At 64.2% G+C, this 21962-nt stretch carries 25 protein-coding genes; 8 read left to right on the forward strand and 17 right to left on the reverse strand.

Annotated elements, in window-relative coordinates:
* Positions 1-6: 6 nt before the first annotated feature.
* From ACGYK4_RS02755 to ACGYK4_RS02775, 5 genes are all read right to left on the reverse strand, one after another.
* On the reverse strand, positions 7-801 hold the full coding sequence (locus tag ACGYK4_RS02755) for an extensin family protein (RefSeq protein ID WP_394454984.1): 795 nt from the start codon (positions 799-801) through the stop codon (positions 7-9).
* A complete protein-coding gene (locus ACGYK4_RS02760; RefSeq protein WP_394454985.1) occupies positions 798-1718 on the reverse strand; it encodes a prephenate/arogenate dehydrogenase family protein in 921 nt (306 codons plus the stop codon). Before ACGYK4_RS02760 ends, ACGYK4_RS02755 begins: the two co-directional genes overlap by 4 nt.
* The gene (gene hisC, locus ACGYK4_RS02765; RefSeq protein WP_394454986.1) at positions 1718-2800 is read right to left on the reverse strand and encodes a histidinol-phosphate transaminase; all 1083 of its coding nucleotides are present in this window, start codon (positions 2798-2800) and stop codon (positions 1718-1720) included. Before hisC ends, ACGYK4_RS02760 begins: the two co-directional genes overlap by 1 nt.
* A gap of 182 nt (positions 2801-2982) precedes the next feature.
* A complete protein-coding gene (gene rpsD, locus ACGYK4_RS02770) occupies positions 2983-3603 on the reverse strand; it encodes a 30S ribosomal protein S4 (RefSeq protein WP_271693051.1) in 621 nt (206 codons plus the stop codon).
* 169 nt (positions 3604-3772) lie between these two features.
* On the reverse strand, positions 3773-4342 hold the full coding sequence (locus ACGYK4_RS02775) for a DNA-3-methyladenine glycosylase I (protein WP_394454988.1): 570 nt from the start codon (positions 4340-4342) through the stop codon (positions 3773-3775).
* 105 nt (positions 4343-4447) lie between these two features.
* Here ACGYK4_RS02775 and ACGYK4_RS02780 point away from each other — a divergent pair, with 105 nt between their 5' ends.
* The 3 genes from ACGYK4_RS02780 (at position 4448) to phbB (ending at position 7427) form a co-directional block, all read left to right on the forward strand.
* Positions 4448-5290, forward strand: a complete 843-nt coding sequence (locus ACGYK4_RS02780; RefSeq protein WP_394454990.1) for an EAL domain-containing protein — start codon at positions 4448-4450, stop codon at positions 5288-5290.
* A gap of 163 nt (positions 5291-5453) precedes the next feature.
* On the forward strand, positions 5454-6629 hold the full coding sequence (locus ACGYK4_RS02785; protein ID WP_394454992.1) for an acetyl-CoA C-acetyltransferase: 1176 nt from the start codon (positions 5454-5456) through the stop codon (positions 6627-6629).
* A 75-nt stretch (positions 6630-6704) separates the two neighbouring features.
* On the forward strand, positions 6705-7427 hold the full coding sequence (phbB, locus tag ACGYK4_RS02790; protein ID WP_209218289.1) for an acetoacetyl-CoA reductase: 723 nt from the start codon (positions 6705-6707) through the stop codon (positions 7425-7427).
* A gap of 160 nt (positions 7428-7587) precedes the next feature.
* Here phbB and ACGYK4_RS02795 read toward each other — a convergent pair whose 3' ends face one another.
* From ACGYK4_RS02795 to ACGYK4_RS02805, 3 genes are all read right to left on the reverse strand, one after another.
* Positions 7588-7752 carry a YdcH family protein gene (locus tag ACGYK4_RS02795; RefSeq protein ID WP_082852182.1) on the reverse strand — a complete coding sequence of 55 codons (165 nt, stop codon included), beginning with the start codon at positions 7750-7752 and terminating at the stop codon, positions 7588-7590.
* 100 nt (positions 7753-7852) lie between these two features.
* Entirely contained in the window at positions 7853-8620 is a 768-nt protein-coding gene (locus ACGYK4_RS02800; RefSeq protein ID WP_394454993.1) for a tRNA1(Val) (adenine(37)-N6)-methyltransferase, read from the reverse strand.
* Complete coding sequence (locus tag ACGYK4_RS02805) at positions 8617-8832, reverse strand: DUF2007 domain-containing protein (protein WP_394455110.1); 216 nt, start codon at positions 8830-8832, stop codon at positions 8617-8619. The genes ACGYK4_RS02800 and ACGYK4_RS02805 overlap by 4 nt, the downstream gene beginning before the upstream one ends.
* Positions 8833-8887: 55 nt before the next feature.
* On the opposite strand from ACGYK4_RS02805, the gene ACGYK4_RS02810 reads away from it, so the two are divergent.
* The gene (locus ACGYK4_RS02810) at positions 8888-9886 is read left to right on the forward strand and encodes a polyprenyl synthetase family protein (protein ID WP_394454995.1); all 999 of its coding nucleotides are present in this window, start codon (positions 8888-8890) and stop codon (positions 9884-9886) included.
* Here ACGYK4_RS02810 and ACGYK4_RS02815 read toward each other — a convergent pair.
* The 3 genes from ACGYK4_RS02815 to ACGYK4_RS02825 all read right to left on the reverse strand — a co-directional run bounded on the left by ACGYK4_RS02815 (position 9883) and on the right by ACGYK4_RS02825 (position 14276).
* Positions 9883-10755 carry a 4-(cytidine 5'-diphospho)-2-C-methyl-D-erythritol kinase gene (locus ACGYK4_RS02815; RefSeq protein WP_394454996.1) on the reverse strand — a complete coding sequence of 291 codons (873 nt, stop codon included), beginning with the start codon at positions 10753-10755 and terminating at the stop codon, positions 9883-9885. The two genes, ACGYK4_RS02810 and ACGYK4_RS02815, sit on opposite strands and share 4 nt — an antisense overlap.
* Complete coding sequence (locus ACGYK4_RS02820; protein ID WP_394454997.1) at positions 10752-12461, reverse strand: tetratricopeptide repeat protein; 1710 nt, start codon at positions 12459-12461, stop codon at positions 10752-10754. Before ACGYK4_RS02820 ends, ACGYK4_RS02815 begins: the two co-directional genes overlap by 4 nt.
* A 162-nt stretch (positions 12462-12623) precedes the next feature.
* Positions 12624-14276: a 4Fe-4S dicluster domain-containing protein gene (locus tag ACGYK4_RS02825; RefSeq protein WP_394454999.1), complete on the reverse strand. Its 1653-nt coding sequence runs from the start codon at positions 14274-14276 to the stop codon at positions 12624-12626.
* Between the two features lie 365 nt (positions 14277-14641).
* Between ACGYK4_RS02825 and greA the strand changes: the two genes are divergently transcribed.
* Entirely contained in the window at positions 14642-15112 is a 471-nt protein-coding gene (gene greA, locus ACGYK4_RS02830) for a transcription elongation factor GreA (protein WP_067268537.1), read from the forward strand.
* A 14-nt stretch (positions 15113-15126) separates the two neighbouring features.
* Positions 15127-16194, forward strand: a complete 1068-nt coding sequence (locus ACGYK4_RS02835) for a hypothetical protein (protein ID WP_394455001.1) — start codon at positions 15127-15129, stop codon at positions 16192-16194.
* Positions 16195-16203: 9 nt separating this feature from the next.
* Here ACGYK4_RS02835 and ACGYK4_RS02840 read toward each other — a convergent pair whose 3' ends face one another.
* From ACGYK4_RS02840 to ACGYK4_RS02850, 3 genes are read right to left on the reverse strand one after another with little or no spacing between them, the layout of a single operon-like run.
* Positions 16204-17967, reverse strand: coding sequence for a bifunctional molybdopterin-guanine dinucleotide biosynthesis adaptor protein MobB/molybdopterin molybdotransferase MoeA (locus ACGYK4_RS02840; protein ID WP_394455003.1), 1764 nt, complete (start codon positions 17965-17967; stop codon positions 16204-16206).
* Entirely contained in the window at positions 17964-18566 is a 603-nt protein-coding gene (mobA, locus tag ACGYK4_RS02845) for a molybdenum cofactor guanylyltransferase MobA (RefSeq protein ID WP_394455005.1), read from the reverse strand. Before mobA ends, ACGYK4_RS02840 begins: the two co-directional genes overlap by 4 nt.
* Before the next feature lie 4 nt (positions 18567-18570).
* Positions 18571-19461, reverse strand: a complete 891-nt coding sequence (locus ACGYK4_RS02850) for a formate dehydrogenase accessory sulfurtransferase FdhD (RefSeq protein WP_394401943.1) — start codon at positions 19459-19461, stop codon at positions 18571-18573.
* A 49-nt stretch (positions 19462-19510) separates the two neighbouring features.
* On the opposite strand from ACGYK4_RS02850, the gene ACGYK4_RS02855 reads away from it, so the two are divergent.
* Both ACGYK4_RS02855 and ACGYK4_RS02860 read left to right on the forward strand, forming a co-directional pair.
* Positions 19511-20236, forward strand: a complete 726-nt coding sequence (locus tag ACGYK4_RS02855) for an AzlC family ABC transporter permease (protein WP_394432421.1) — start codon at positions 19511-19513, stop codon at positions 20234-20236.
* Positions 20233-20559: an AzlD domain-containing protein gene (locus ACGYK4_RS02860; RefSeq protein ID WP_067265610.1), complete on the forward strand. Its 327-nt coding sequence runs from the start codon at positions 20233-20235 to the stop codon at positions 20557-20559. The genes ACGYK4_RS02855 and ACGYK4_RS02860 overlap by 4 nt, the downstream gene beginning before the upstream one ends.
* 9 nt (positions 20560-20568) lie before the next feature.
* Here ACGYK4_RS02860 and ACGYK4_RS02865 read toward each other — a convergent pair whose 3' ends face one another.
* From ACGYK4_RS02865 to ACGYK4_RS02875, 3 genes are all read right to left on the reverse strand, one after another.
* The gene (locus tag ACGYK4_RS02865; RefSeq protein ID WP_394455006.1) at positions 20569-21177 is read right to left on the reverse strand and encodes a hypothetical protein; all 609 of its coding nucleotides are present in this window, start codon (positions 21175-21177) and stop codon (positions 20569-20571) included.
* A gap of 33 nt (positions 21178-21210) precedes the next feature.
* Complete coding sequence (locus tag ACGYK4_RS02870; protein ID WP_067265607.1) at positions 21211-21345, reverse strand: aa3-type cytochrome c oxidase subunit IV; 135 nt, start codon at positions 21343-21345, stop codon at positions 21211-21213.
* 150 nt (positions 21346-21495) lie between these two features.
* Complete coding sequence (locus ACGYK4_RS02875; RefSeq protein ID WP_394455007.1) at positions 21496-21960, reverse strand: DUF6173 family protein; 465 nt, start codon at positions 21958-21960, stop codon at positions 21496-21498.
* Positions 21961-21962: the final 2 nt, after the last annotated feature.

The following is a 21962-nucleotide window of genomic DNA, read 5'->3' on the forward strand; positions in this document are numbered from 1 at the left end:
CGCCGCTTAGCGGCAGTAGCTGCCGCTGCGATAGCGCGCCGTGTCGAAGTGAAAATGGTCTTGGTGAAAGCGGTCCGCCTCTGGCCCCAGCACCGTGCCAAACGGCCCGCAGGCGCCCCGGTGCATCCGGCGCAAAGCCGCGCTGCTGCGCCGCGCGCGCCAGCCCTTCAACAGGCTGATCGTGCTGCCGTCCGCCAGTTCAAACCCGGAAATGTCGATCGCGCGGCCCTTGCCATGTTCGGAGATCTTGCCCCCCTTGCGGTTGTTCCGCGTCCGGCAGGCGTAATGCGCGGCGACCTTGAGCTCCTTCAACCCGCCGCTCTGCCCCGCCAAAGCAGGCACCGCCGATTGCCGCACCCATGTGTTCAGCGCCTTGGCCGTGGTGCAATCCATCACCGCCGCGGTGCTGAGCCGGATGCCCGAGACCGAGCGTATCTTGACCGCATTCTCAACCCCGCAACCGCTGATCCGGCCCGGCACCCGGCCCACCGGCGTGCCCTGTATCGCCAGATCGCCGCAGACCGCGCCCTTGGCCAACATCCGCTGCCGCGCACGGGCGGCCTGTTCGACCTTGGCGCTGCGCAGGGTGGGACGGAGCGAAGCTTTCATCCCCTGCCCGCCCTCGGCGGCAGCACGGGCGGCGGGGTCACGTTCGGGCGGGGCGATCGCGCCGCCGGGGGCGACGCTGACCGGCAAGCTATCCCCCTGCTGACGCGCCACGGGGCGCTCAGAACTGTCCGGCCCCGCAGCCAAGGCGATTTGCCCCAGCATGATCAGCGGCAGGACAGCCCAGACCCTCATGCCTTGGGCGCGCCCCGGCCAAAATCGGGCGCGTCGGTATCCTGCCCCGCCTCGATAATGCCGCGCCGGATCGCGCGGGTACGGGTGAAATAGGCGTGCAGATGATCGCCGTCGCCGGTCCGAATGGCGCGTTGCAGGGCGAAAAGCTCTTCGGTGAAGCGGCCAAGGATTTCCAGCGTCGCGTCCTTGTTGGTCAGAAAGACATCGCGCCACATCGTGGGATCACTCGCCGCGATCCGGGTGAAGTCGCGGAAACCGGCGGCGGAATACTTGATCACCTCGCTGTCGGTCACCCGGCGCAGATCGTCGGCCACGCCCACCATCGTATAGGCGATGAGGTGCGGCGCATGGGAGGTGACGGCCAGCACCAGATCGTGATGCTCGGCGTCCATTTCCTCAACATTGGCGCCCGCGCCTTCCCAGAGCGCGCGCAGCCGCGCGATGGCGTCCTTGTCGGTGCCTTCCACGGGGACCAGCAGGCACCAGCGGTTGTCGAAGAGCTCGGCAAAGCCGCTGCGCGGGCCGGAATGCTCGGTCCCCGCCAGCGGGTGCGCGGGGATGAAATGCACACCGTCGGGCAGATGCGGCCCCACCTGCGCGATGACGTCGGCCTTGACCGAGCCTACGTCCGTCACCGTGGCACCGGGTGCGAGATGCGGCGCGATTTCTGCGGCCACGGCGCCCATGACGCCCACCGGCACGCAGAGCACCACCAGATCGGCGCCCGCGACGGCCTCGGCGGCGCTGTCGCAGACCCGGTCGCAAAGCCCGATTTCACGCGCCGTGGCGCGGGTCTCGTCGCTGCGGGCATAGCCGGTGACTTCGCCCGCCAGACCGCCGCGCTTCATCGCCCAGAAAAGCGAGGAGGCAATCAGCCCCAGCCCAATGAGGGCGACCCTGTCATAGACCTGCGCCATCAGTTGCCCCCTTTGAACTGCCGCACGGCATGGACGACGCGGCGGCAGGCGCTTTCATCGCCCACGGTGATGCGCAGACAGTTGGGCAGGTTGTAGCCCGCCACCCGGCGCACGATCAGCCCTTGGGTCTTGAGGTAGTCGTCACAAGCCTCGGCCTCGGCCTGATTGGCGAAGCGGGCCAGCACGAAATTGGCGAGCGAGACGTCCGAGGGCACGCCGATCTCGGCCAGCGCATCGGCCAGCCACGTGCGCCAGCGGGCGTTCTCGGCCCGGCAATGGTCGGTATAGGCGCGGTCGCGCATCGCCGCCTCGGCGGCGTTGAGCGCGGCCTGCGACAGGTTGAACGGCCCCCGCACCCGGTTCAGCACGTCGATCACATGGCCCGGCCCATAGCCCCAGCCGATGCGCAGCCCGCCCAAACCGTAGAGCTTGGAGAAAGTGCGCGTCATCACTACGTTGTCGCGCCGGTCGACCAGCGCGGCCCCGCCGTCGTAGCCCTCGACATATTCGGCATAGGCCCCGTCGAGCACCAAAAGCGCCTGCGGCGGCAGCCCTTCGGCCAGACGCTCGATCTCGGCCAGACCGATCATCGTGCCGGTGGGGTTGTTTGGGTTGGCGATGAAGACCAGCCGCGTCGCGTCGGTGCAGGCGGCGAGGATGGCATCGACATCCGTCACCCGTTCACGCTCGGGCACCTCAACGGGCGTCGCTCCGGCGGCGAGGGCCGAGATGCGGTACATGGCAAAGCCGTGTTCGGTGTGCACCACCTCGGTGCCCGGTCCGGCATAGGCTTGGCAGAGGAAGGCAATGATCTCATCCGAGCCCGCGCCGCAGATGATCCGCTCGGCATCGAGGTCCAGAACCTCGGCAATGGCGGCGCGCAGGGCGCTATGGTCGGAGGATGGGTAGCGATGCAGGTCATAGGCCGCGCGGCGATAGGCTTCGACGGCGGCGGGGCTGGGCCCCAGCGGGTTCTCATTCGAGCTAAGCTTGACCACATTCTCAAGGCCCGCGACATGCGCCGCACCCCCTTGGTAAAGGTCGATCTCCATAATGCCCGGTTGCGGTGCGATCTGTGTCATCTCGCTCTCATCCTCACGCTACTGCCGCCCTTCTATCGGGGGTGTCGCGGTGATGCCAGAATCATTCTGCATCCGCGGCGCCAGCGGACAGGCTGTTGCCCTGCTGCCCGCCGCCCTGCGCAAAAAGAAAAGGCCGCGCGGTTCGCACCACGCGGCCTTTGGTATTCGACAGGCGAAGAAGCTTAGTTCTTCGCGTAGAATTCCACGACGAGGTTCGGCTCCATCACAACCGGGTACGGCACGTCGCCGAGGCTCGGTGTGCGCACGAAAGTCGCGGTCATTTTGGAGTGGTCACACTCCAGGTAGTCCGGCACGTCACGCTCGGGCAGTTGCACGGCTTCGAGAACCGAGGTCAGCTGCTTGGAACGGTCACGCACTTCGATCACGTCACCCTCTTTCACGCGGTAGGAGGGGATGTTGACCTTGCGGCCGTTCACTTTGACGTGGCCGTGGTTCACGAACTGGCGTGCGGCGAAAACGGTCGGCACGAATTTGGCGCGGTACACGACGGCGTCCAAACGGCGCTCGAGCAGGCCGATCAGGTTCTCACCGGTGTCGCCTTTAACACGCTCAGCTTCGCCGTAGATGCGACGGAACTGCTTTTCGGTCAGGTCGCCATAGTAGCCCTTGAGCTTCTGCTTGGCGCGCAGCTGGATGCCGAAGTCCGACATCTTGCCCTTGCGGCGCTGGCCGTGCTGGCCGGGGCCGTATTCACGACGGTTCACCGGGGACTTCGGACGGCCCCAGATGTTTTCGCCCATACGGCGGTCTAGTTTGTGCTTGGCAGCTGTGCGTTTTGTCACGGCTGATCTCCTTTATAAGGCCCCGAGGGGCGGTAAAGGGCGTTGTCCTTTGGCCGAAGCCCGACAGGCTTCCCCTTGCGGGGTCCACCAACACCAATGAAGGGGCGCTTATACGGGGCCATGACAGGGAGTCAACGGGGGATTTTCGGCGAATTTGATAGACCCGCCCCTAACGTGCCATCGCAGCGCAGGGCGCGTGGCGGTGACAGGTCAGGATATGATCATTCACCAGCCCGCAGGCCTCCATCCAGGCATAGGTGATCGTCGGCCCGCAGAACTTGAAACCGGCTTTCTTCAAGTCTTTGCTCACCTGCTCGGACAAGGCGGTCTTCGGCGGCACCTCGGCCTGTGTGGCAAAGCGGTTTTGCAGCGGTTTGCCATCGACATAGCGCCAAATAAAGGCGTCGAACCCCTCGCGCGCCTCCACCTCCTGCCAGGCCCGCGCGTTGGTGATGGCGGCCTCGATCTTGCCCCTGTGGCGGATGATGCCCGGATCACCCAGCAGGCGCAGCACATCCGCCTCGCCCCATTCGGCGATCTGATGCGGGTCGAACCCGGCAAAGGCCGTACGGAAGTTATCCCGCTTTTTAAGGATCGTGATCCAGCTGAGCCCTGCCTGAAACCCGTCGAGGATCAGTTTCTCCCAAAGGGCACGGCTGTCGTATTCGGGCACCCCCCATTCGGTGTCATGGTAAGCTTGGTAAATCGGGTCATCCCCGGCCCAGTCACAGCGCTGCATCTTCGGCTCTCCCCTGCGCGATCCACCGCGGAAATCGCCGCCGATTAAGACCGTATTATCACCTTTGCGCCCATACCCATCGCAGGACAGCAAGAGAGTACCGCCGTGCCCCGTCGATTCCAACGCCCTTTCGCCGACGTTCCCCCCGGTGGGGACAGCCCGCTGAACCATGCGGTGATGCAGCGCGATGCCGCGACGCTTGAAATGGTGCGCGAGGCCGTGGCCCATCGCCAAACGCTGCTGGCGTTCCAACCTGTCATGCTGGCCAGCAATCCGACAAATGTCGCCTTTCACGAGGGGCTGATCCGCCTGCTTGATCCCACGGGCCGCGTGATTCCGGCCAAGGATTTCATGCCCGCGATCGAGGACACGGATACCGGGCGGCAGGTGGATGTTCTGGCCCTGCGTCTGGGGCTGAACGCGCTGCACCACCATCCCGGCCTGCGGCTGTCGATCAATATGTCCGCCCGCTCCATCGGGTATCAGGAATGGACCCGCGTCTTGCACCACTGGCTGGCCCGCGATGCCACCTTGGGCGAACGGCTGATCCTTGAGATCACGGAAAGCTCGGCCATGATGGTGCCGGAACTTGTGACGAGCTTCATGAACCAGTTGCAGCCCCACGGCATCTGCTTTGCCATGGATGATTTCGGGGCGGGGCAAACGGCGATCCGCTATTTCAAGGATTTCTACTTTGATGTCCTGAAACTCGATGGGCAGTTCATCCGCGGCATCGCCACCAACCCCGACAACCGCGCCCTGACCGCCGCGCTAATGTCCATCGCCACGCATTTCGACATGTTGACCGTGGCCGAATGCGTGGAGAACGCCGCTGATGCGGCGGTGCTGGTCGAGATGGGCGTCGACTGCCTGCAAGGCTACCACTTCGCCGCGCCAACCACCCGGCCCCCATGGCTGAAATTCGACCGGGTGCGCGCCACCGGCTAGGCCCGCGCGGGCAGGCCGCCGGGGCTGCGGCGGCGGGCTGCCTGCTCAGTTGCCGCATTGCAGCGCATCCGCTATCACTACCTCAGAGGGACGGGAGCGCCCACGCCCGACGATGGCGCGTGTCGGTGTGCCCCCGCCCAACAAGGTAGAGGAAAGTCACATCATGACCAATGTCGTCATCGCATCCGCCGCCCGGACCGCCGTGGGCAGTTTCGGCGGGGCGTTCGCCAATACGCCCGCCCATGACCTTGGTGCCACCGTTCTGAAAGAACTGGTGGCCCGCGCCGGGGTGGACCCGTCCGAAGTCTCCGAGACCATTCTGGGGCAGGTGCTGACCGCCGCCCAAGGTCAGAACCCGGCGCGTCAGGCGCATATCAACGCAGGGCTGCCGAAAGAGAGCGCAGCTTGGGGCATCAACCAGGTCTGCGGCTCGGGCCTGCGCGCCGTGGCGCTGGCGGCCCAGCATATCCAACTTGGTGACGCGAACATCGTGGCCGCTGGCGGGCAAGAGAACATGACCCTCAGCCCCCATGCGCAAAACCTCCGCGCGGGCCAGAAAATGGGCGATTTGCAGTTCATCGACACGATGATCCGCGACGGCCTCTGGGATGCGTTCAACGGCTACCACATGGGCCAAACCGCCGAGAACGTGGCCGAGAAATGGCAGATCAGCCGCGACCAGCAGGACGAATTCGCCGTCGCCTCGCAAAACAAGGCCGAAGCCGCGCAGAAAGCTGGCAAATTCGCCGATGAGATCGTTCCCTTCACCATCAAGACCCGCAAGGGCGAGACGGTTGTCGATCAGGACGAATACATCCGCCATGGCGCCAATATCGAAGCGATGCAGAAGCTGCGCCCGGCCTTCACCAAAGACGGCTCCGTCACCGCGGCCAATGCCTCGGGCATCAACGACGGTGCGGCGGGTGCGCTGCTGATGAGCGCGGATGAAGCCGAAAAGCGCGGCATCCAACCGCTGGCACGCATCGCCTCCTATGCCACCGCCGGTCTCGACCCGTCGATCATGGGCGTCGGCCCCGTCTATGCGTCGCGCAAGGCGCTGGAGAAAGCCGGTTGGTCGCCCGAAGACCTCGATCTGGTGGAAGCCAACGAAGCCTTCGCCGCACAGGCCTGCGCCGTGAACAAGGAAATGGGCTGGGATCCGGAAATCGTGAACGTCAACGGCGGCGCCATCGCCATCGGCCACCCCATTGGTGCCTCGGGCGCGCGGGTGCTCAACACCCTGCTGTTCGAAATGCAGCGCCGTGACGCCAAGAAAGGTTTGGCGACGCTGTGTATCGGCGGCGGTATGGGTGTTGCCATGTGCCTAGAGCGCCCCTAAGACTAAATCGGCGCGCAACTTTCTTGCGCGCCGAAACATGCATTTGCAAGAACATTACCTTGAGGGAGGGATTACATGTCACGCATCGCTTTGGTCACCGGGGGAAGTCGCGGGATTGGCGCGGCCATTTCGACCACGCTGAAGGACAAAGGCTATACCGTCGCCGCCACCTATGCCGGCAATGACGAAGCCGCCGCGAAATTCACCGAAGAGACCGGCATCAAGACCTATAAATGGAACGTGGCAGATTACGACGCCTCCAAAGCGGGGATCGAACAAGTCGAAGCCGAGCTTGGACCCATCGAGGTGGTGGTCGCCAATGCGGGCATCACCCGCGACGCGCCCTTTCACAAGATGACCCCCGACCAGTGGAATGAGGTCATCGCCACCAATCTGACCGGCGTCTTCAACACGATCCACCCGGTCTGGCCCGGCATGCGCGAACGCAAATTCGGGCGCGTCGTCGTGATCTCTTCGATCAACGGGCAAAAGGGTCAGTTCGCGCAAGTAAACTATGCCGCGACCAAGGCGGGCGATCTGGGCATCGTGAAGTCATTGGCCCAAGAAGGCGCGCGCGCGGGCATCACCGCCAATGCCATCTGCCCCGGCTATATTGCGACGGATATGGTCATGGCGGTGCCCGAAAAGGTCCGTGAAAGCATCATCGCGCAGATCCCCGCCGGGCGGCTGGGAGAGCCCGAAGAAATCGCCCGTGCGGTGGCCTTTCTCGTTTCCGACGATGCGGGTTTCATCAATGGCTCGACGATCTCGGCCAATGGGGCGCAATTCGTCGTCTGACGGGCAGATGTTCTAGAAATTTAATGGGCCAGTCTTTTCCGAAGACTGGCCTTTTTAATGAGAAAACGAAACCCGAATGCGGCACTCACTAGCCATCCAGCCTGCCGCCCCGCCAAAGCGGAACGACAGCGATCAAAAACGCCGCATTGCGCGGTAAGGGTCAGCTCGACAGGCGGCTAATCTCCTCTTTCAAACGCAGTTTTTCCTTTTTCATGGAAGCCACTTTCAAATCGTCCATACCGGGGGCGCGTTGCGCGGTTTCCACCGCCTCACTCATCGCCTGATGCTTGCGCTTCAGGGTGTCCAGATGTGCGTTCAAAGCCATACAATCCTCCATGATTGGTGTGTGGAATTTCAGTGGACCACAGCGCGACCCACAAGTCACGCGGCACCGCAGCATAGGGGTGAAGTTGGTAAAGAAACGCTTAAGAAGTAGGATAGACCAGCGGCGCCCCCCGGCGCAGGACCGCTTCGATTTCCGGCACATAGCTATCGCCATCCCCCTCGTGCCGCGCGCCGAGGTGCATGACAAAGCTGTGATAAAGCCGAAAAGCACCGCGTCCGTTCTTGCGCGCACGCAAGAGAATCAACTCCGGCATCCTTCCCGCGCGCGAGGCGAGCGGCAGCACTTCGACCGATCCCATCTCATGCGGCAGCGCCGCCAAAATCTCGGGCAAACGTTCCGCGCGATGGATAAAATGCGCCTGCCCCTTGGGCTTTAGCCGCCGCGCGGCGGTGCGGACCCATTGTCGCAGGGGCGTCGCCTCACCCAAGGCCGTCTCGCGCCCGGGATCGCGGGACTGGACCGAGGCGGCCCGGTCGAAATAGGGCGGATTGGCAAGAACGTGGTCAAATTGTCGCTGGCGCAGATGCAGGGGCATCTCGGTCAGATCGGCCTCCACCACCTCCAGCGCCGCGCCGCCATTGCGCCGCGCCAATTCGGCATAGGCGGGTTGCAGCTCACAGCCCGTTAGCGTCAGCCCCGGCACCCGCGCCCCCAGACAAAGCACCGCCGCACCAGCCCCGCAGCCAAGCTCCAGCACGCTTTGCCCTGCCTCGGCCTCGATGCTCGCGGCCAGCAAAACCGGGTCCACCCCGGCGCGATAGCCCCGCCCCCGGCGCGGCTGCCAGAGGTGCAGCTTGCCGCCGAGAAAAGCGTCGCAGGTCAGGTCGTCTTCGGTGAAACGGGTCACAGCCCCAGCGGAATCTCATTCTCGCGCATCACCCGCAGGGCGGCGTCATGATCATCAGGATGCACCATCAGGCGGCGCGGGAAAATCCCAATGCCTCCTTCGAGCACGCTCATGTTTACGTCCATTTCAAAGCAGTCTATATCCTCCCCCCTGAGAAGGGCGGTGGCAAAGGCGATGATGGTCATGTCGGTGCTGCGCAAAAGTTCCTTCATATCAAAGATGTAGAGCCGGATCACCGGCATGTCGAGCGGGACGCGGGAAATGATGATGAAAAGTGATGCAACGGGCAAACCGCACGACCGCATGGCGGCCTATCTAAGCGATGATATGGCGGCGGTCAGCGCCCTGATCCGCGAGCGGATGGCGTCGAAACACGCGCCCCGCATCCCCGAGGTCACCGCCCATCTGGTTGAGGCGGGCGGCAAGCGCCTGCGCCCGATGCTGACGCTGGCCGCGGCCCGGATGTGCGGCTATGACGGGCCCTATCACGTCCATCTGGCCGCCACGGTTGAGTTCATTCACACCGCGACCCTGCTGCACGACGATGTGGTGGACGAAAGCGCGCAGCGGCGCGGGCGGCCTACGGCGAACCTTTTGTGGGACAACCAGTCGTCGGTGCTGGTGGGGGACTACCTCTTCGCCCGCAGCTTCCAGTTGATGACCGAGCCGGGCTCGATGCCCGTCATGCGCATCCTGTCGAACGCCGCCGCGACCATCGCGGAGGGCGAGGTGCTGCAACTGACCGCCGCGAAGAATCTGGCCACGGATGAACAGGTCTATCTGCAGGTCGTGCGCGGCAAAACAGCGGCGCTCTTCTCAGCCGCGACCGAGGTGGGCGGCGTGATCGCCGATGCGCCGGAGGATCAGGTCACGGCGCTCTATGACTATGGTGACGCCCTTGGCATCGCCTTTCAGATCGTCGACGATCTGCTGGATTATCAGGGCGATACAGGGGCCACGGGCAAGAACGTCGGCGACGATTTCCGCGAGCGCAAGCTGACCCTGCCGGTGATCAAAGCCGTGGCCAAGGCCGACGAGGAAGAGCGCGCCTTTTGGACCCGCACCATTGAGAAGGGCAAACAGGAAGAGGGCGACCTCGACCATGCGCTGATGCTTTTGGACAAACACGACACGCTCACCGCGACGCAGCGCGATGCCTGTGACTGGGCGGAGAAGGCCAAAGCGGCGCTTGCCCCCCTGCCCGACCATGAGTTGAAAGACATGTTGATTGATCTGGCCGACTACGTCGTCGCCCGGATCAGCTAAGCGGCCAAGATCGGCGCGGCGGCGACCCACCATCGCGGCGCCGCGCTGGCGATGCGATGGGCCGCGGCCTCGGCCTGCGCCGCCGTGGCGTAGAGGCCGAAACAGGTCGCGCCCGAGCCGGACATCCGCGCCAGCGCCGCATCGCTCAGCGCCTCCAGACAGACCCCGATGACCGGCTCCCGCGCGATGGCGGGCGCGGCAAGGTCGTTGCGCTGTGCGCTCAGAAAATCGATGAAGTCGGAAAAGCCCGCGAAACTCGGGATCACCTCCGGCATCGGTGGCTGGCTCTTGTCACTGAGCGCCGAGAAGACAGCAGGCGTCGGCACATCGACGCCGGGGTTCACCAGCACCATATGGCAAGGCGGCAGCGCGGAAAGCGGCGTGAGGATCTCCCCCACCCCCTGCATCCGCTGCGGGCCGCGTGTCAGACAGACCGGCACATCCGCCCCGAGCTGCGCGGGGGCTGCGGGAAGCGGAACGCTCCAATGCGCCGCGAGCAAATCCAAGGCCGCCGCCGCATCGGCAGAGCCGCCCCCGATTCCCGCCGCTGCGGGCAGGTGTTTCTCAAGATGCATTGCTGCGCCACGGCCCGCGCCTGCGTCCAGCATCTCTGCCGCGCGCAGGACAAGGTTGCGCGCATCGGTCGGCACCCCTTCGGCCCGCGGGCCGCTGACCGTCAGGGTCAGATCATCCGCGGCAGCCACATCCAGCCGATCACCCACGCCAGCCCGCACCACCAGCGAATCCAGCAGGTGATAGCCGTCGGCCCGCTGGCCGGTGCAATGCAGGGTCAGGTTCACCTTGGCCCAAGCCATCCGCGACGCCGCAGCGCCGGGGTCGGCGGGCGCCCCATCCTTTGAAAGGCTCATTCGTCCGCAGCAACCTTGAGCGGGGCCGCGCCCTCTTCGGCCAGCACGGCATCGAGTCCGACTTCCAGCTTGCGGCGCATCCGCTCGGGGTCGGCCTCCGAATCCGCATCCGTCAGGTCAACGAAAGAGAGCGCCCGACGCCATTGGAATTCGGCCTCGCGCTTGCGGCCCACGGCCCAATAAACATCCCCGAGGTGATCGTTCACCACCGGATCAACCGGCTCCAACTCGACCGCCCGTTCCATCTGCTCCACCGCTTCTTCGTAGCGGTCCAGCCGGTAGAACACCCAACCCAGCGAATCGACGATATAGCCGCTGTCGGGGCTGGCCGCGACGGCGCGTTCGATCATATCCAGCGCCTCGTCCAAGTTGCGCTGCTGTTCGACCAGCGAGTAGCCGAGGTAGTTCAGCACCTGTGGCTGTTCGGGGTTCAACTCAAGTGCGGCGCGGAAATCGGCTTCGGAGCCTTCCCAATCGCCGCTGCGTTCCTTGGCGATGGCGCGGGCGTAGAACAGCACCCAGCGGGCGCGGGCGCCCTCGGGCGTGCGCTCCAGCGCCGCGTCGTAGGAGTCGATGGCCGCCTCGTATTCCTCTTCGGCGCGCAGCATGTCGCCCAGCGTGGAATGCACGACCGGCAGATCGCCGTGGCTACGCGCCAATTGCTCCAGCACTTCGATCGCCTGCGCGGTCTTGCCCGAGCGACGCAGCGCATCGGCGCGGCCCAGTTCGGCGGCGTGATAGGCCGGGCTGTCGGCAGGCAGGGATTTATATTCGGCGATCGCCAGATCATGCTCGCCAAGGTTCTCCAACAGGCTTGCCGTCAGCAAAAGCGCATCAACATGGTCCGGGCGAAGATAGCGGGCGATGCGGGAATAGAGCAAAACGTAATAGTCCCCAGCCGCCTCATTGCGCAGCACGGCGGCGAAGGTGAAAAACACCTCAGCCATGCCCGCTTGGGCGTCGGGCATATGGCTGAAGGGCGCGGGCGTTTCCTGCTGCAAACCTTCGATCAGCCGCGCGATTTCGGGGTCGCTATCCGCGCCAAAACCGTCAGAGAGCACCGCCAGCGCATCCTCGCTGCGCCCCAATTGGCCAAGGATCTCGGCATGGGCCATCACGCCGCGCCGGGTCTGACCTGCGGCCCCTGCCTCACCACTGGCAAAGATCGCCTCCGCCCCTTCGAAATCGCCGACGCTCGCCAGCGCGAGGGCCTTGTGATACATCACGAAGCCCTGCATCCCGGCCTCTTCGCTCAGGCTGTCGAAAGCCTTTAGCGCGGCGGTGACATCGCCCGCCCCCATATGCGCCCATGCCTGCACCAGCCCGCCGACCCAAGGGCCGATGGCCGAGGTATCGCGTTCAAGCAGGGCCTTGTAATCGCCCTCTTTCGCCAAGGCGGCGACAAGGGTCATCTCGGCCACTTGGCTCTTGGTGCCGAGGGTGATCATATTGCGTGCCAGCGGCAGCGCCTTGTCCACCCGTCCGAGCGAGAGATAGGACAGCACCGCGCTTTCCATCAATTCGATGTTCTTCGGGTCCCGCGCCAGCGCCTCGGTATAGTAACGCGCGGCCTCGGGGTAGTCGCTGTTCACGGCGGCATGACGCCCCGCCAGATAGGGGCCTGCGACCGATTGCGCCATCAGCGGCGCCGACAGGCCGATGCAAAGCGCCGCAACGCTGGTGAAACCTAGGACATTCCGAAACATGCAAACCGCCTCATATCGCTTTGCACGCAGGCTATCATCTTCGTGCCGGGGCGCAATGGCGGGGCGGTGATGTCGCCCGTGGCCGACAGGTTTTCGCCGAAAAGACGAAAAGACCGACACGCCTGCGCGTGCCGGTCCTTTAATTGCGCCTTTGGCGATGGCTCACATATTCGGGTAGTTCGGCCCGTCGCCGCCCTGCGGGGTGGTCCAGACGATGTTCTGTGTCGGGTCCTTGATGTCGCAGGTCTTGCAATGCACGCAGTTCTGAAAGTTGATCTGGAACCGCGTCTCGCCGGTTTTGTCATCCTCGACGAACTCGTAAACCCCCGCCGGGCAATAGCGGGCCGAGGGGCCAGCGTATTTCGGCAGGTTCACCTCGACCGGAATGCTCGGGTCTTTCAGCTTGAGATGCGCAGGCTGGCTCTCCTCGTGATTGGTAAAGGAGAAGGCCACGTTGGTCAGACGGTCAAAGCTGAGTTTGCCATCGGGTTTGGGGTAGTCGATCTTCTTGTGCTTATCCGCAGGCTCGGTCGCCTCGGCATCCGATTTGCCGTGGCTCAGCGTGCCCAAGAGCGAGAAGCCGAGCGTGTTGGTCCACATGTCAAAGCCACCAAGCGCCAGCGACGCGGTGAGCCCGTATTTCGACCACAGCGGTTTCACGTTGCGCACCTTCTTAAGGTCCGTCGCGATCGGCCCTTCGCGCACATCGGTCTCGTAATCGGTCAACTCATCGCCGCCACGGCCCGCTTGGATCGCCGCATAGGCGGCCTCAGCCGCTGCCTTGCCCGAGAGCATGGCGTTGTGGTTGCCCTTGATGCGCGGCACGTTGACCATGCCCACCGAACAGCCCAGCAGCGCCACGCCGGGGGCCACCATCTTGGGCATCGACTGATAGCCGCCCTCGGTGATCGCCCGCGCGCCATAGGCCACGCGTTTGCCGCCTTTGAGCAGTTCGGCCACCATCGGGTGATGCTTGAACCGCTGGAATTCCATGTATGGGAAGACATGCGGGTTCTTGTAGCCGAGGTGAACAACGAAGCCGACGTAAACCTGATTGTTCTCAAGGTGATAGATGAAGGACCCGCCGCCCGCATTGCTGTTCAGCGGCCAGCCCATTGTATGGGTTACGGTGCCTTCTTTGTGCTTGGCGGGGTCGATCTCCCAGATCTCTTTCATGCCAAGGCCGTATTTCTGCGGATCTTTGCCCTCATCCAGCCCGTATTTCGCGATGACCTGCTTGCTGAGGCTGCCGCGCACGCCTTCGGAGAGGAAGACATATTTGCCGTGAAGCTCCATGCCCGGCTCATAGCTGGGGCCAGGGGTGCCATCGGCGTTCTTGCCCATCTCACCGGCGACGACGCCTTTGACTTCGCCATTCTCGCCAAAGACCAACTCAGAACAGGCCATGCCGGGGAAGACTTCGACGCCCAGTTCCTCGGCCTGTTCGGCCATCCAACGGCAGACATTGCCCATGGAAACGATGTAATTACCGTGGTTTTTCATCAGCGGCGGCATGGGGAATTCCGGAACACGCAGCTTGCCCGCCTCGCCCAGCAGGTAAAAGTTGTCTTCCTTCACCGGCACATTCAGCGGCGCGCCTTTTTCCTTCCAATCCGGGATCAGCGCATCCAGCCCGCAGGGGTCGAGCACCGCGCCCGACAGGATATGCGCGCCGACTTCGGAGCCCTTTTCCAGCACCACGACATTGCAATCGGCATCCAACTGCTTGAGCCGGATCGCAGCCGACAGGCCAGCAGGCCCGGCGCCGACGATCACAACGTCATATTCCATCGCTTCGCGTTCAATCTCGGCCATTTTGGTGCTCCCTCACGGCAAATTCGGTTTGGATTTGGCTAAACCACCGCCGCGCGCAATGCAATCGCGACCCTGCGTTTATTGCGCAAAACGTGGGCTCCACGACATAACATGACGCGTGACCTTGCGGATCGCCGGCTCTTCCCCCTTGAGGTAGTGCTATCGCGCCCGGTTTCACCACCCAAGCGCTGCGGCCCGCCCGGCGAAAACGGGACCGGATTGACGGCAGTCAACCGCCGATCCCGGCGCCGTTAGCCCCTTGCAATTGGCCGGCAGTTTGGGTCAGGTATCTGCCAAGTTAACACGCAATTGGCCGCCCCCCGGCGAAAACCCGGGTGCGGCCCTCATTATGTAGGCACACCGCCATGGAAAAAATTCCGATGACCCGCGATGGTCACACCGCGCTCGAAGTCGAACTCAAGCAGCTTAAAACGGTTGAACGCCCCGCCATCATCAAGGCCATCGCCGAGGCGCGCGAACATGGTGACCTGTCGGAAAACGCCGAATATCACTCGGCCAAGGAAAAGCAGTCTTTCATCGAAGGCCGCATCAAAGAGCTTGAGGGCGTGATCTCACTCGCCGATGTGATCGACCCCAAGAAACTGTCGGGCTCGATCAAATTCGGTGCCACGGTGACGCTGGTCGATGAGGACACGGACGAAGAGAAAACCTATCAGATCGTTGGCGAATATGAGGCCAATATCGAAAAAGGTCTTTTGAACATCAAATCCCCCATCGCGCGCGCGCTGATCGGCAAGGAAGAGGGTGATTCCGTCGAGGTGCGCACCCCCGGCGGGCAGAAATCCTATGAGGTTCTCAAGATCGTCTACGCTTGAACGGGAAGGCTGACATGGCAGAGCCCGACGCTTCCGCATCCCCAGAGCAAGCCCCCCGCGCCCCGCGCGGCGGGACCGGCGCGGCACGGCCCACGCCGATGGGCATCTACGACCGGCCCAAGGCCAATAGCATCACCGAGATCGAGATCATCGCAGGCGCGCTTTCGGCGCTTTGGCTGCTTGGCACGGCGATCTATTTCACCTTTATCGCCGCCGAGGTGCCCGAGGGGGCGCCCGACAGCGGGTTACGCGGGCTGTTGATCCTGTTGGTGGTGATCATGCCCGTCGCGATGATCTGGGTTGGGGCCACCGCCGCCCGCGCCGGGCGGGTCATGCGTGAGGAAAGCCAACGTCTGCAAGCCGCGATCGACGCGATCCGGCATTCCTATATCTCGCAACAGCAGGGCAACAAACCGGCGGGCGAGGGCAGCATTGCACGCAAGCTTGATGAACTCGCCGCCAGCGTCCGCAAGACCGAGATTGCGCTGGCCGGACTTCAGGGCCGCGATGCACCATCGCGCCCCGTCGATCCGGCCCCCGCGCCGACACCGCCCGCCGCAGAAGAGCAGCCGACGCTGGCCCTTGGCACGCAGGCGGGCGACAGCGCACAGCCGCTCTCTGCCGAGGATTTCACCCGCGCCCTCAACTTCCCCGAAACGGCGGAGGATCAGGCCGGTTTCGACGCCCTGCGCCGCGCGTTGAAAGACCGGTCCGCCGCGCAGCTTGTACAGGCCGCGCAGGATGTGCTGACCCTGCTGAGCCAAGACGGCATCTACATGGACGACCTGCGCCCCGACCGCGCCCGCCCCGAAGTCTGGCGGCAATTCGCCAGCGGTGCGCGGGGCCGGACCATCGCGCCTTTGGGAGGCATTCGGGATCGCTCCTCGCTGGCGCTGGCCAATGCCCGGATGCGGCAAGACCCGATTTTTCGCGACGCCGCGCATCACTTCCTGCGCCGCTTTGACCGGACCTTTGCCGAGTTCGAGAAACAGGCCACGGATGAGGAAATCTCGATGCTGGCCGACACCCGCACCGCCCGCGCCTTTATGCTGCTGGGCCGCTGCGCGGGCACCTTCGATTGACGTGCGGGCCTAGCCGGTAAAACTGCCGTAGGGGATGAAACGGACGGTATCGCCCGGCGTGATGTCGCGGGCGGCCTCGTCCAATTCGACCAGCCCTTCGGCCCAACTGAGCCCGCTGATGCGCCCCGACCCTTCGGAGGCAAAGACCTCGGCCCGGCCATCGCGCATCCGCGCGCGCAGGTATTCCCGCCGCCCGGCCTTTTTGCGCTTCTCGAAGGCGGCAGGCACATCGAAACCCTGCGGCTCTTGCCAGCCGCCCCCGGCCAAAAGCGCCATGGCGGGCCGGGCGAAGATCAGCGAACAGACCATCGCCGCCACCGGATTGCCCGGCAGGCCAAAGACCGGCACCCCCTGCCACATCCCAAGCGCCAAGGGCCGCCCCGGTTTCACTGCGATCCGCCAAAGCTGCATCGCCCCCGCTTCGGTCAACAGGGCCGAGACGTGGTCTTCATCCCCCGCCGATGCGCCGCCACTGGTGAGGATCACATCGACCTGCCCCGCCGCCGCGTCAAGCCGCGCGCGCAGCGCGGCGCGGTCGTCGGCCACGCGGCCCAGATCCACCGCTTCGTGGCCAAAATCGGTGGCGAGTTGCAGCAGCATCGGGCGGTTGGCGTCGTAAATCTGCCCGTCGCGGGCCGTATCGCCCATTTCGACCAATTCATCGCCGGTTGAGATCACGCCGACCTTGAGCCTTTTGCGCAAAGACACCTCCGCCACACCGGCGGCGGCCAGAAGCGCCAGTTCCGCCGGGCCAATGGGGGTGCCTGCGGCGAGGATCACTTCGCCCGTCTGCACATCCTCCCCTGCCTTGCGGGTGTTGACCCCCTGTTTGACCGGCCCGTGAAAGCGCAGCACGCCCCCCTCGGCGGTCACATCCTCTTGCAAGATAACGGTATCGACGCCTTCGGGCAGCGACGCGCCGGTCAGCACGCGGATCGCTTGCCCCGCTGGCACGGCACCGGGGCGGTCGCCCGCCGCCGCGCGGCCCGGCACCAGCGGCATCTCATGCAGCCCCTCGCCCCGCCCCCCGGCAAAGCCATAGCCATCGACTGCCGTGTTGGGCAGTGGCGGGTTGGCGCGGATGGCGGTCACATCTTCGGCCAAGATGCGTCCCCCGGCATCGGCGGCGGGCCGTGTCTCGGCCTCTGTCACCGCGTGAAGCCGCGCGCGCAGCAGGTCCAGCGCCTCATTCACCGGGGTCCAATGCACGCCGGGCGGCAAGGCGAAACAGTCATTGCGCAAGGGCGGCGGCGCGGGCGTGGCGGCGGCCGCCGGAGTGGCGATCAGCCCCACCTCGCGCAGGATGAAATCGGCAATGGCGGCGGTGTCGTTCAGATCGAAAACGGGCCGATCCACCTCAAGCGGCACATCGCTGGCCAGTGCCCGCACCGTCGGATCATCAGGCACGATCAACGGGTTTCCGGTCTCGGCCCGATGGGCTTCGACCTTCGGATGGCCGTCGCGTTTGTAGCCTTCGATCAGCACCAGATCGACGGGCGAGAGCCGCGCCAGATGCGCCTCTAGCGGCGGCTCATCTGCCCCGCGCAACTCATGCATCAGGGCGAAACGCGCGCCCGAGGCCAAGAGCACCTCCCGCGCGCCCGCGATGCGGTGGCGGTGGCTATCTTTGCCGGGGTGGTCCACGTCGAATGTGTGATGCGCGTGTTTGACGGTGGAGACGGTGAACCCACGGCCCGTGATCTCGGCCACCAGCCGCTCCATCAGCCCGGTCTTGCCTGCGTTTTTCCAACCGACGACGCCGTAAACCTTCATACCATCGCCTCTGCTTTCGCCAGATCTTCGGGCGTGTTCACGTTGAAGAAGGCCGCCTCATCGGGGAAGAGTGCCTCGCGCCCGTCGTGGCGCTCCGTCCAGAGCACCACCTTGCGCAGCCCCCCCACCAAAGCGCTGCGCAGATCGTCGCGCAGCGCCACCGGCCAAAGGCCAAAGGTCGGATGCCGCGCCGTGCCGCGTTTGGCGTCCGGCGTGGCGGCCAAGGCCAGCGGGTTGTCCATACCATCTGCGGCCAGCAGCAGACGCGGCACCAAATCGCAGGGGAAGAAAGGCGTATCGGCGGCAGCGGTCACGATGCTATCGGCCCCCTGTTCGGCGGCCCAGTCGAGCCCAGCAAGCACCCCCGCCAGCGGCCCGGCGAAGCCATCGATACTATCGGCCAGCACCGACAGGCCGAGGTCGGCAAACCGCGCCGCATCGCCATTGGCGTTGAGCGCCAGCCCCGCGACCTGCGGCTCCAGCCGGTCGATCACCGAGGACAGGAGCGTGCCCTGCCCCAGCGGCAGCAGGCCCTTGTCGCCGCCGCCCATACGGGTCGCCTGCCCGCCCGCCAGAATGACGCCAAGTGGTTGTTTCATGTGGTCAATCCTTCGCGCCCTTGCGCCCGCTTTTGCGCGGCTCCTCGGCCACGCTGGCCGGATCCGCATCGCGGATGAGCCGCCCCTCCCCGGCCAGACAGGTAAAGCGCTGCCCGCGCATCCGCCCAATCAGGGTCAGGTTCACCTGCTGGGCGATCTCCACCCCCCAAGCGGTAAAGCCCGAGCGGGACGCCAGCACCGGAATGCCCATCATCGCCGTCTTGATCACCATCTCAGAGGTCAGCCGCCCGGTGGTATAAAGCACCTTATCCTCGGCCCCGACCCCTTCGGAAAGCATCCAACCCGCGATCTTGTCGACCGCGTTGTGGCGGCCCACATCCTCCATATAGACCAATGGCCGATCGCCTTGGCAAAGCACTGTGCCATGGATCGCCCCAGCCTCCAGATAGAGGCTCGGCGTGCGGTTGATCTTGGCCGCCAGCGCATAGAGGTCGGATGTGCGCACCGGCGTCTCGGGCAGGCTCACCTCCGCCAGCCCCTCCATCATATCGCCAAAGACGGTGCCCACGGCGCAACCGCTGGTACGGGTCTTGCGCTGCATCTTGTCTTCGTAATCGGTGGCCCGTTTGGTCCGGACGACGACAGTCTCAAGCTCTTCGTCATAGTCGACGCCAGTGATCTCTTCGTCCGGTCGCAGCATCCCCTGATTGCGCAGGAACCCAAGCGCCAGATAGGCCGGATAGTCGCCAATGGTCATGGCGGTCACGATCTCTTGCCGGTTGAGGAATATCGTCAGGGGGCGCTCTTCGACCACATTGATCGCCACTTCGGCCCCGGTGTGATCCACGCCAGAGACGCTGCGCGTCAGCCGAACAGCAGTCGGATCCGGGGCGATCAGATAATTGCTAAGTTCATTGTCTCGGGCCAATTGTATCCCCCTGCGGTTAGGTCTAAGCCTTTGACATTATATTTAAGAGTTCGCCATGGCCATCACCACCACCAAATCCGCCTATCGCAAAGGGATCGTTGACGCGCTGCCCTTTGTGCTGGTGATCATCCCCTTTGCCTCGCTCTTTGGCCTATTGGCGACCGAGGCCGGGTTGAACGTGTTCGAAACGCTGACCTTTTCTATCGTGGTGATCGCCGGGGCCGCGCAGTTCACGGCGCTGCAACTGCTGCAAGAAGACGTGCCCACGGCGATCATCCTCGCCTCTGCTCTGGCGGTGAACCTGCGCATGGCGATGTATTCGGCCTCTCTCACCCCGTGGATCGGCGGCGCGCCGCTGTGGCAGCGAGCGCTGGCGGCCTATATGACGGTCGATCAATCCTATGTGGCGGCGATGACGCAATATGAGCGCGACCCTGAGATGACGGTGCCGCAGCGCATGGCCTATTTCTTTGGGACCGTGACGCCGGTGGTGCCGCTTTGGTATGTCTTCACGCTGATCGGCGCGATGGTCGGCTCCAGCGTGCCCGAAAGCTGGGCGCTGGACTTCGCCATTCCGATCACCTTCCTTGCCATGATCGCGCCGATGTTCCGCACGCTGGCCCATGTGGCAGCGGCGGTCGTGGCGGTGGTCGTGAGCCTTTTCGCCGTTGAGGTGCCCTATGCGCTTGGGCTGATCATCGCAGGGCTCGCGGGCATGATCACCGGTGCGCAGGTCGAGGCATGGATGGAACGGCGCAAACCGGGGAGCATGGCACGATGATCGATAGAACCGCACTCTGGGTCGTGATCATCGGCCTCGGGCTGGGCAGCTTTTTCCTGCGCTTTGTCTTTACCGGATTGGTCGGCAACAAACAGATGCCCGCGTGGCTGTTGCGGCATCTGCGCTATACCGCCGTGGCGATTCTGCCCGCGCTGGTGGCCCCGCAGGTGATCTGGCCCTCGGCCACCGGGGGGCAATTCGATCTGCCGCGCGTTACCGCGGCGGCGGTGACATTGGGCGTGGGGCTGGTGACCAAGAACGTCCTCGCCGCGATCCTGTCGGGGGCCGCGGCGCTTTATGGGATGCTCTATCTGGTGGGGTAAGCGCGGGCGCTATTGCTGTGCCAGTTGCGCCGCGCGCAGGGCGTCAATCACATCGCCCTCATCGTCTTCGTAATATTTCGTCGTGGTGACACCCGGCAGGGCCTCGAACCGCTCTTGCAGCTTGAAGGGATAGTAGGTCGACCCGACGCTTTGAAACCCCGGCAACTGGCTGAGAATGCCGCTGGTGGCATTGGCGCAAAAGGCACCGGGCACCGCGCCATTGGCGGTCACCAGTTCGAGCGCGCGTTCGGCCACCTCGGGGCTGACCGGGATTTCCTGACTGACCACATGAAAGGTGCTTCGCGCATGGGCCGATTTATAGGCCTGCAACCACGCAGGCGTCACCCCGTAGAGCACATCGCCCCGCTCGGCCATCCGCGCGTCCCGAAAGGATCCCGCGGGGTCAAAGATCACCCGTTGTGAGCCGTTCACCATCAGCGCGCTATGGCCGCCGCTGCCGGTGCGGTTGTTCACCATGGTCATCAATGTGAGGGACGGCGGCTCGGGCGCGCGGTAGGCTGCACGCGCCACAACGTCGGGCGGGCTATCGGGGCTTTGATCCACCGAACAGCCAGCCAGAACGCCAACAAGTGCAATCGACGCTAAGAGAGTTCTCAAACCGTTAGCCTCGCGCCTAGGGATAGGACGTGATCAACCGGCAAAGATCGCCAGCAGAACAAGAATCACGAGGATGACGACGGTGCCGCGTGTCACGAAGGACATGAATCCGTCAAAGGTCTTTTGCTGCTCTTCGTAATTCATGCTGCCGTGTTCATGTTCAGCCATTTTCGTCTCCCTAAGACAATTTGTTGGCGCTGATTAACCTATTCGCATCACCCTGTCACGGGGGGATGATGCGCAGAAAACCATACTAGCTTTGCGCAGAACTACGCGCTATAGGGGAATCTTACACTCCCCCGCACGTTATAGACTCTTTCAGGTTTCGTCGTCTTCCAGATCGGCAACCAGTCGAAAGCCGATCCGTTGCGGGGCGGCATCGGGCACCTTTTTTGGCAAGGCCCGCAGCATCACGTTCAACTGCCCCACATGCTGCACCAATTGCGCCCGCGCCCCTGCGGGATCGACGCCGTAAAAGGTGATGATATCGGGGTCGAAATACCCCATACCTTCGATCCGCAGCACCCCGGCGTCGCCCCCGGCAAAGCCAATCGCCGCCTCGTGATCGTTGTCGAGCTTTTCCTCGAAATTCTTGAGGTAGAGCACCACCCGCTCATAAGCCCATTGGGCGGGGGATTTCTGCTTCACCGGCTTGTCGGTGACGGATTTGGGCAGGGGTTGATCGCCAGACTTGGGCTGATCCGCGCCGGTGTGCACCTCATGCATGCGCGGTATTGCCGCAGCCTCATAGGCCTCGGCCGCCGTTTTCACCTCATCGCCCATCG

Source organism: Sulfitobacter sp. 1A13368 (assembly GCF_043557275.1).
Classification (GTDB): Bacteria; Pseudomonadota; Alphaproteobacteria; order Rhodobacterales; family Rhodobacteraceae; genus Sulfitobacter; species Sulfitobacter faviae.

What these genes read in the sequence shown, in the direction of transcription:
- ACGYK4_RS02755 (WP_394454984.1), bottom strand. Translation starts at nt 801, where the DNA reads ATGAGGGTCTGGGCTGTCCTGCCGCTGATCATGCTGGGGCAAATCGCC.
- ACGYK4_RS02760 (WP_394454985.1), bottom strand. Translation starts at nt 1,718, where the DNA reads ATGGCGCAGGTCTATGACAGGGTCGCCCTCATTGGGCTGGGGCTGATT.
- hisC (WP_394454986.1), bottom strand. Translation starts at nt 2,800, where the DNA reads ATGACACAGATCGCACCGCAACCGGGCATTATGGAGATCGACCTTTAC.
- ACGYK4_RS02775 (WP_394454988.1), bottom strand. Translation starts at nt 4,342, where the DNA reads ATGCAGCGCTGTGACTGGGCCGGGGATGACCCGATTTACCAAGCTTAC.
- ACGYK4_RS02785 (WP_394454992.1), top strand. Translation starts at nt 5,454, where the DNA reads ATGACCAATGTCGTCATCGCATCCGCCGCCCGGACCGCCGTGGGCAGT.
- phbB (WP_209218289.1), top strand. Translation starts at nt 6,705, where the DNA reads ATGTCACGCATCGCTTTGGTCACCGGGGGAAGTCGCGGGATTGGCGCG.
- ACGYK4_RS02795 (WP_082852182.1), bottom strand. Translation starts at nt 7,752, where the DNA reads ATGGCTTTGAACGCACATCTGGACACCCTGAAGCGCAAGCATCAGGCG.
- ACGYK4_RS02805 (WP_394455110.1), bottom strand. Translation starts at nt 8,832, where the DNA reads ATGAAGGAACTTTTGCGCAGCACCGACATGACCATCATCGCCTTTGCC.
- ACGYK4_RS02810 (WP_394454995.1), top strand. Translation starts at nt 8,888, where the DNA reads ATGAAAAGTGATGCAACGGGCAAACCGCACGACCGCATGGCGGCCTAT.
- ACGYK4_RS02815 (WP_394454996.1), bottom strand. Translation starts at nt 10,755, where the DNA reads ATGAGCCTTTCAAAGGATGGGGCGCCCGCCGACCCCGGCGCTGCGGCG.
- ACGYK4_RS02820 (WP_394454997.1), bottom strand. Translation starts at nt 12,461, where the DNA reads ATGTTTCGGAATGTCCTAGGTTTCACCAGCGTTGCGGCGCTTTGCATC.
- ACGYK4_RS02825 (WP_394454999.1), bottom strand. Translation starts at nt 14,276, where the DNA reads ATGGCCGAGATTGAACGCGAAGCGATGGAATATGACGTTGTGATCGTC.
- greA (WP_067268537.1), top strand. Translation starts at nt 14,642, where the DNA reads ATGGAAAAAATTCCGATGACCCGCGATGGTCACACCGCGCTCGAAGTC.
- ACGYK4_RS02835 (WP_394455001.1), top strand. Translation starts at nt 15,127, where the DNA reads ATGGCAGAGCCCGACGCTTCCGCATCCCCAGAGCAAGCCCCCCGCGCC.
- ACGYK4_RS02840 (WP_394455003.1), bottom strand. Translation starts at nt 17,967, where the DNA reads ATGAAGGTTTACGGCGTCGTCGGTTGGAAAAACGCAGGCAAGACCGGG.
- mobA (WP_394455005.1), bottom strand. Translation starts at nt 18,566, where the DNA reads ATGAAACAACCACTTGGCGTCATTCTGGCGGGCGGGCAGGCGACCCGT.
- ACGYK4_RS02855 (WP_394432421.1), top strand. Translation starts at nt 19,511, where the DNA reads ATGGCCATCACCACCACCAAATCCGCCTATCGCAAAGGGATCGTTGAC.
- ACGYK4_RS02860 (WP_067265610.1), top strand. Translation starts at nt 20,233, where the DNA reads ATGATCGATAGAACCGCACTCTGGGTCGTGATCATCGGCCTCGGGCTG.
- ACGYK4_RS02870 (WP_067265607.1), bottom strand. Translation starts at nt 21,345, where the DNA reads ATGGCTGAACATGAACACGGCAGCATGAATTACGAAGAGCAGCAAAAG.
- ACGYK4_RS02875 (WP_394455007.1), bottom strand. Translation starts at nt 21,960, where the DNA reads ATGGGCGATGAGGTGAAAACGGCGGCCGAGGCCTATGAGGCTGCGGCA.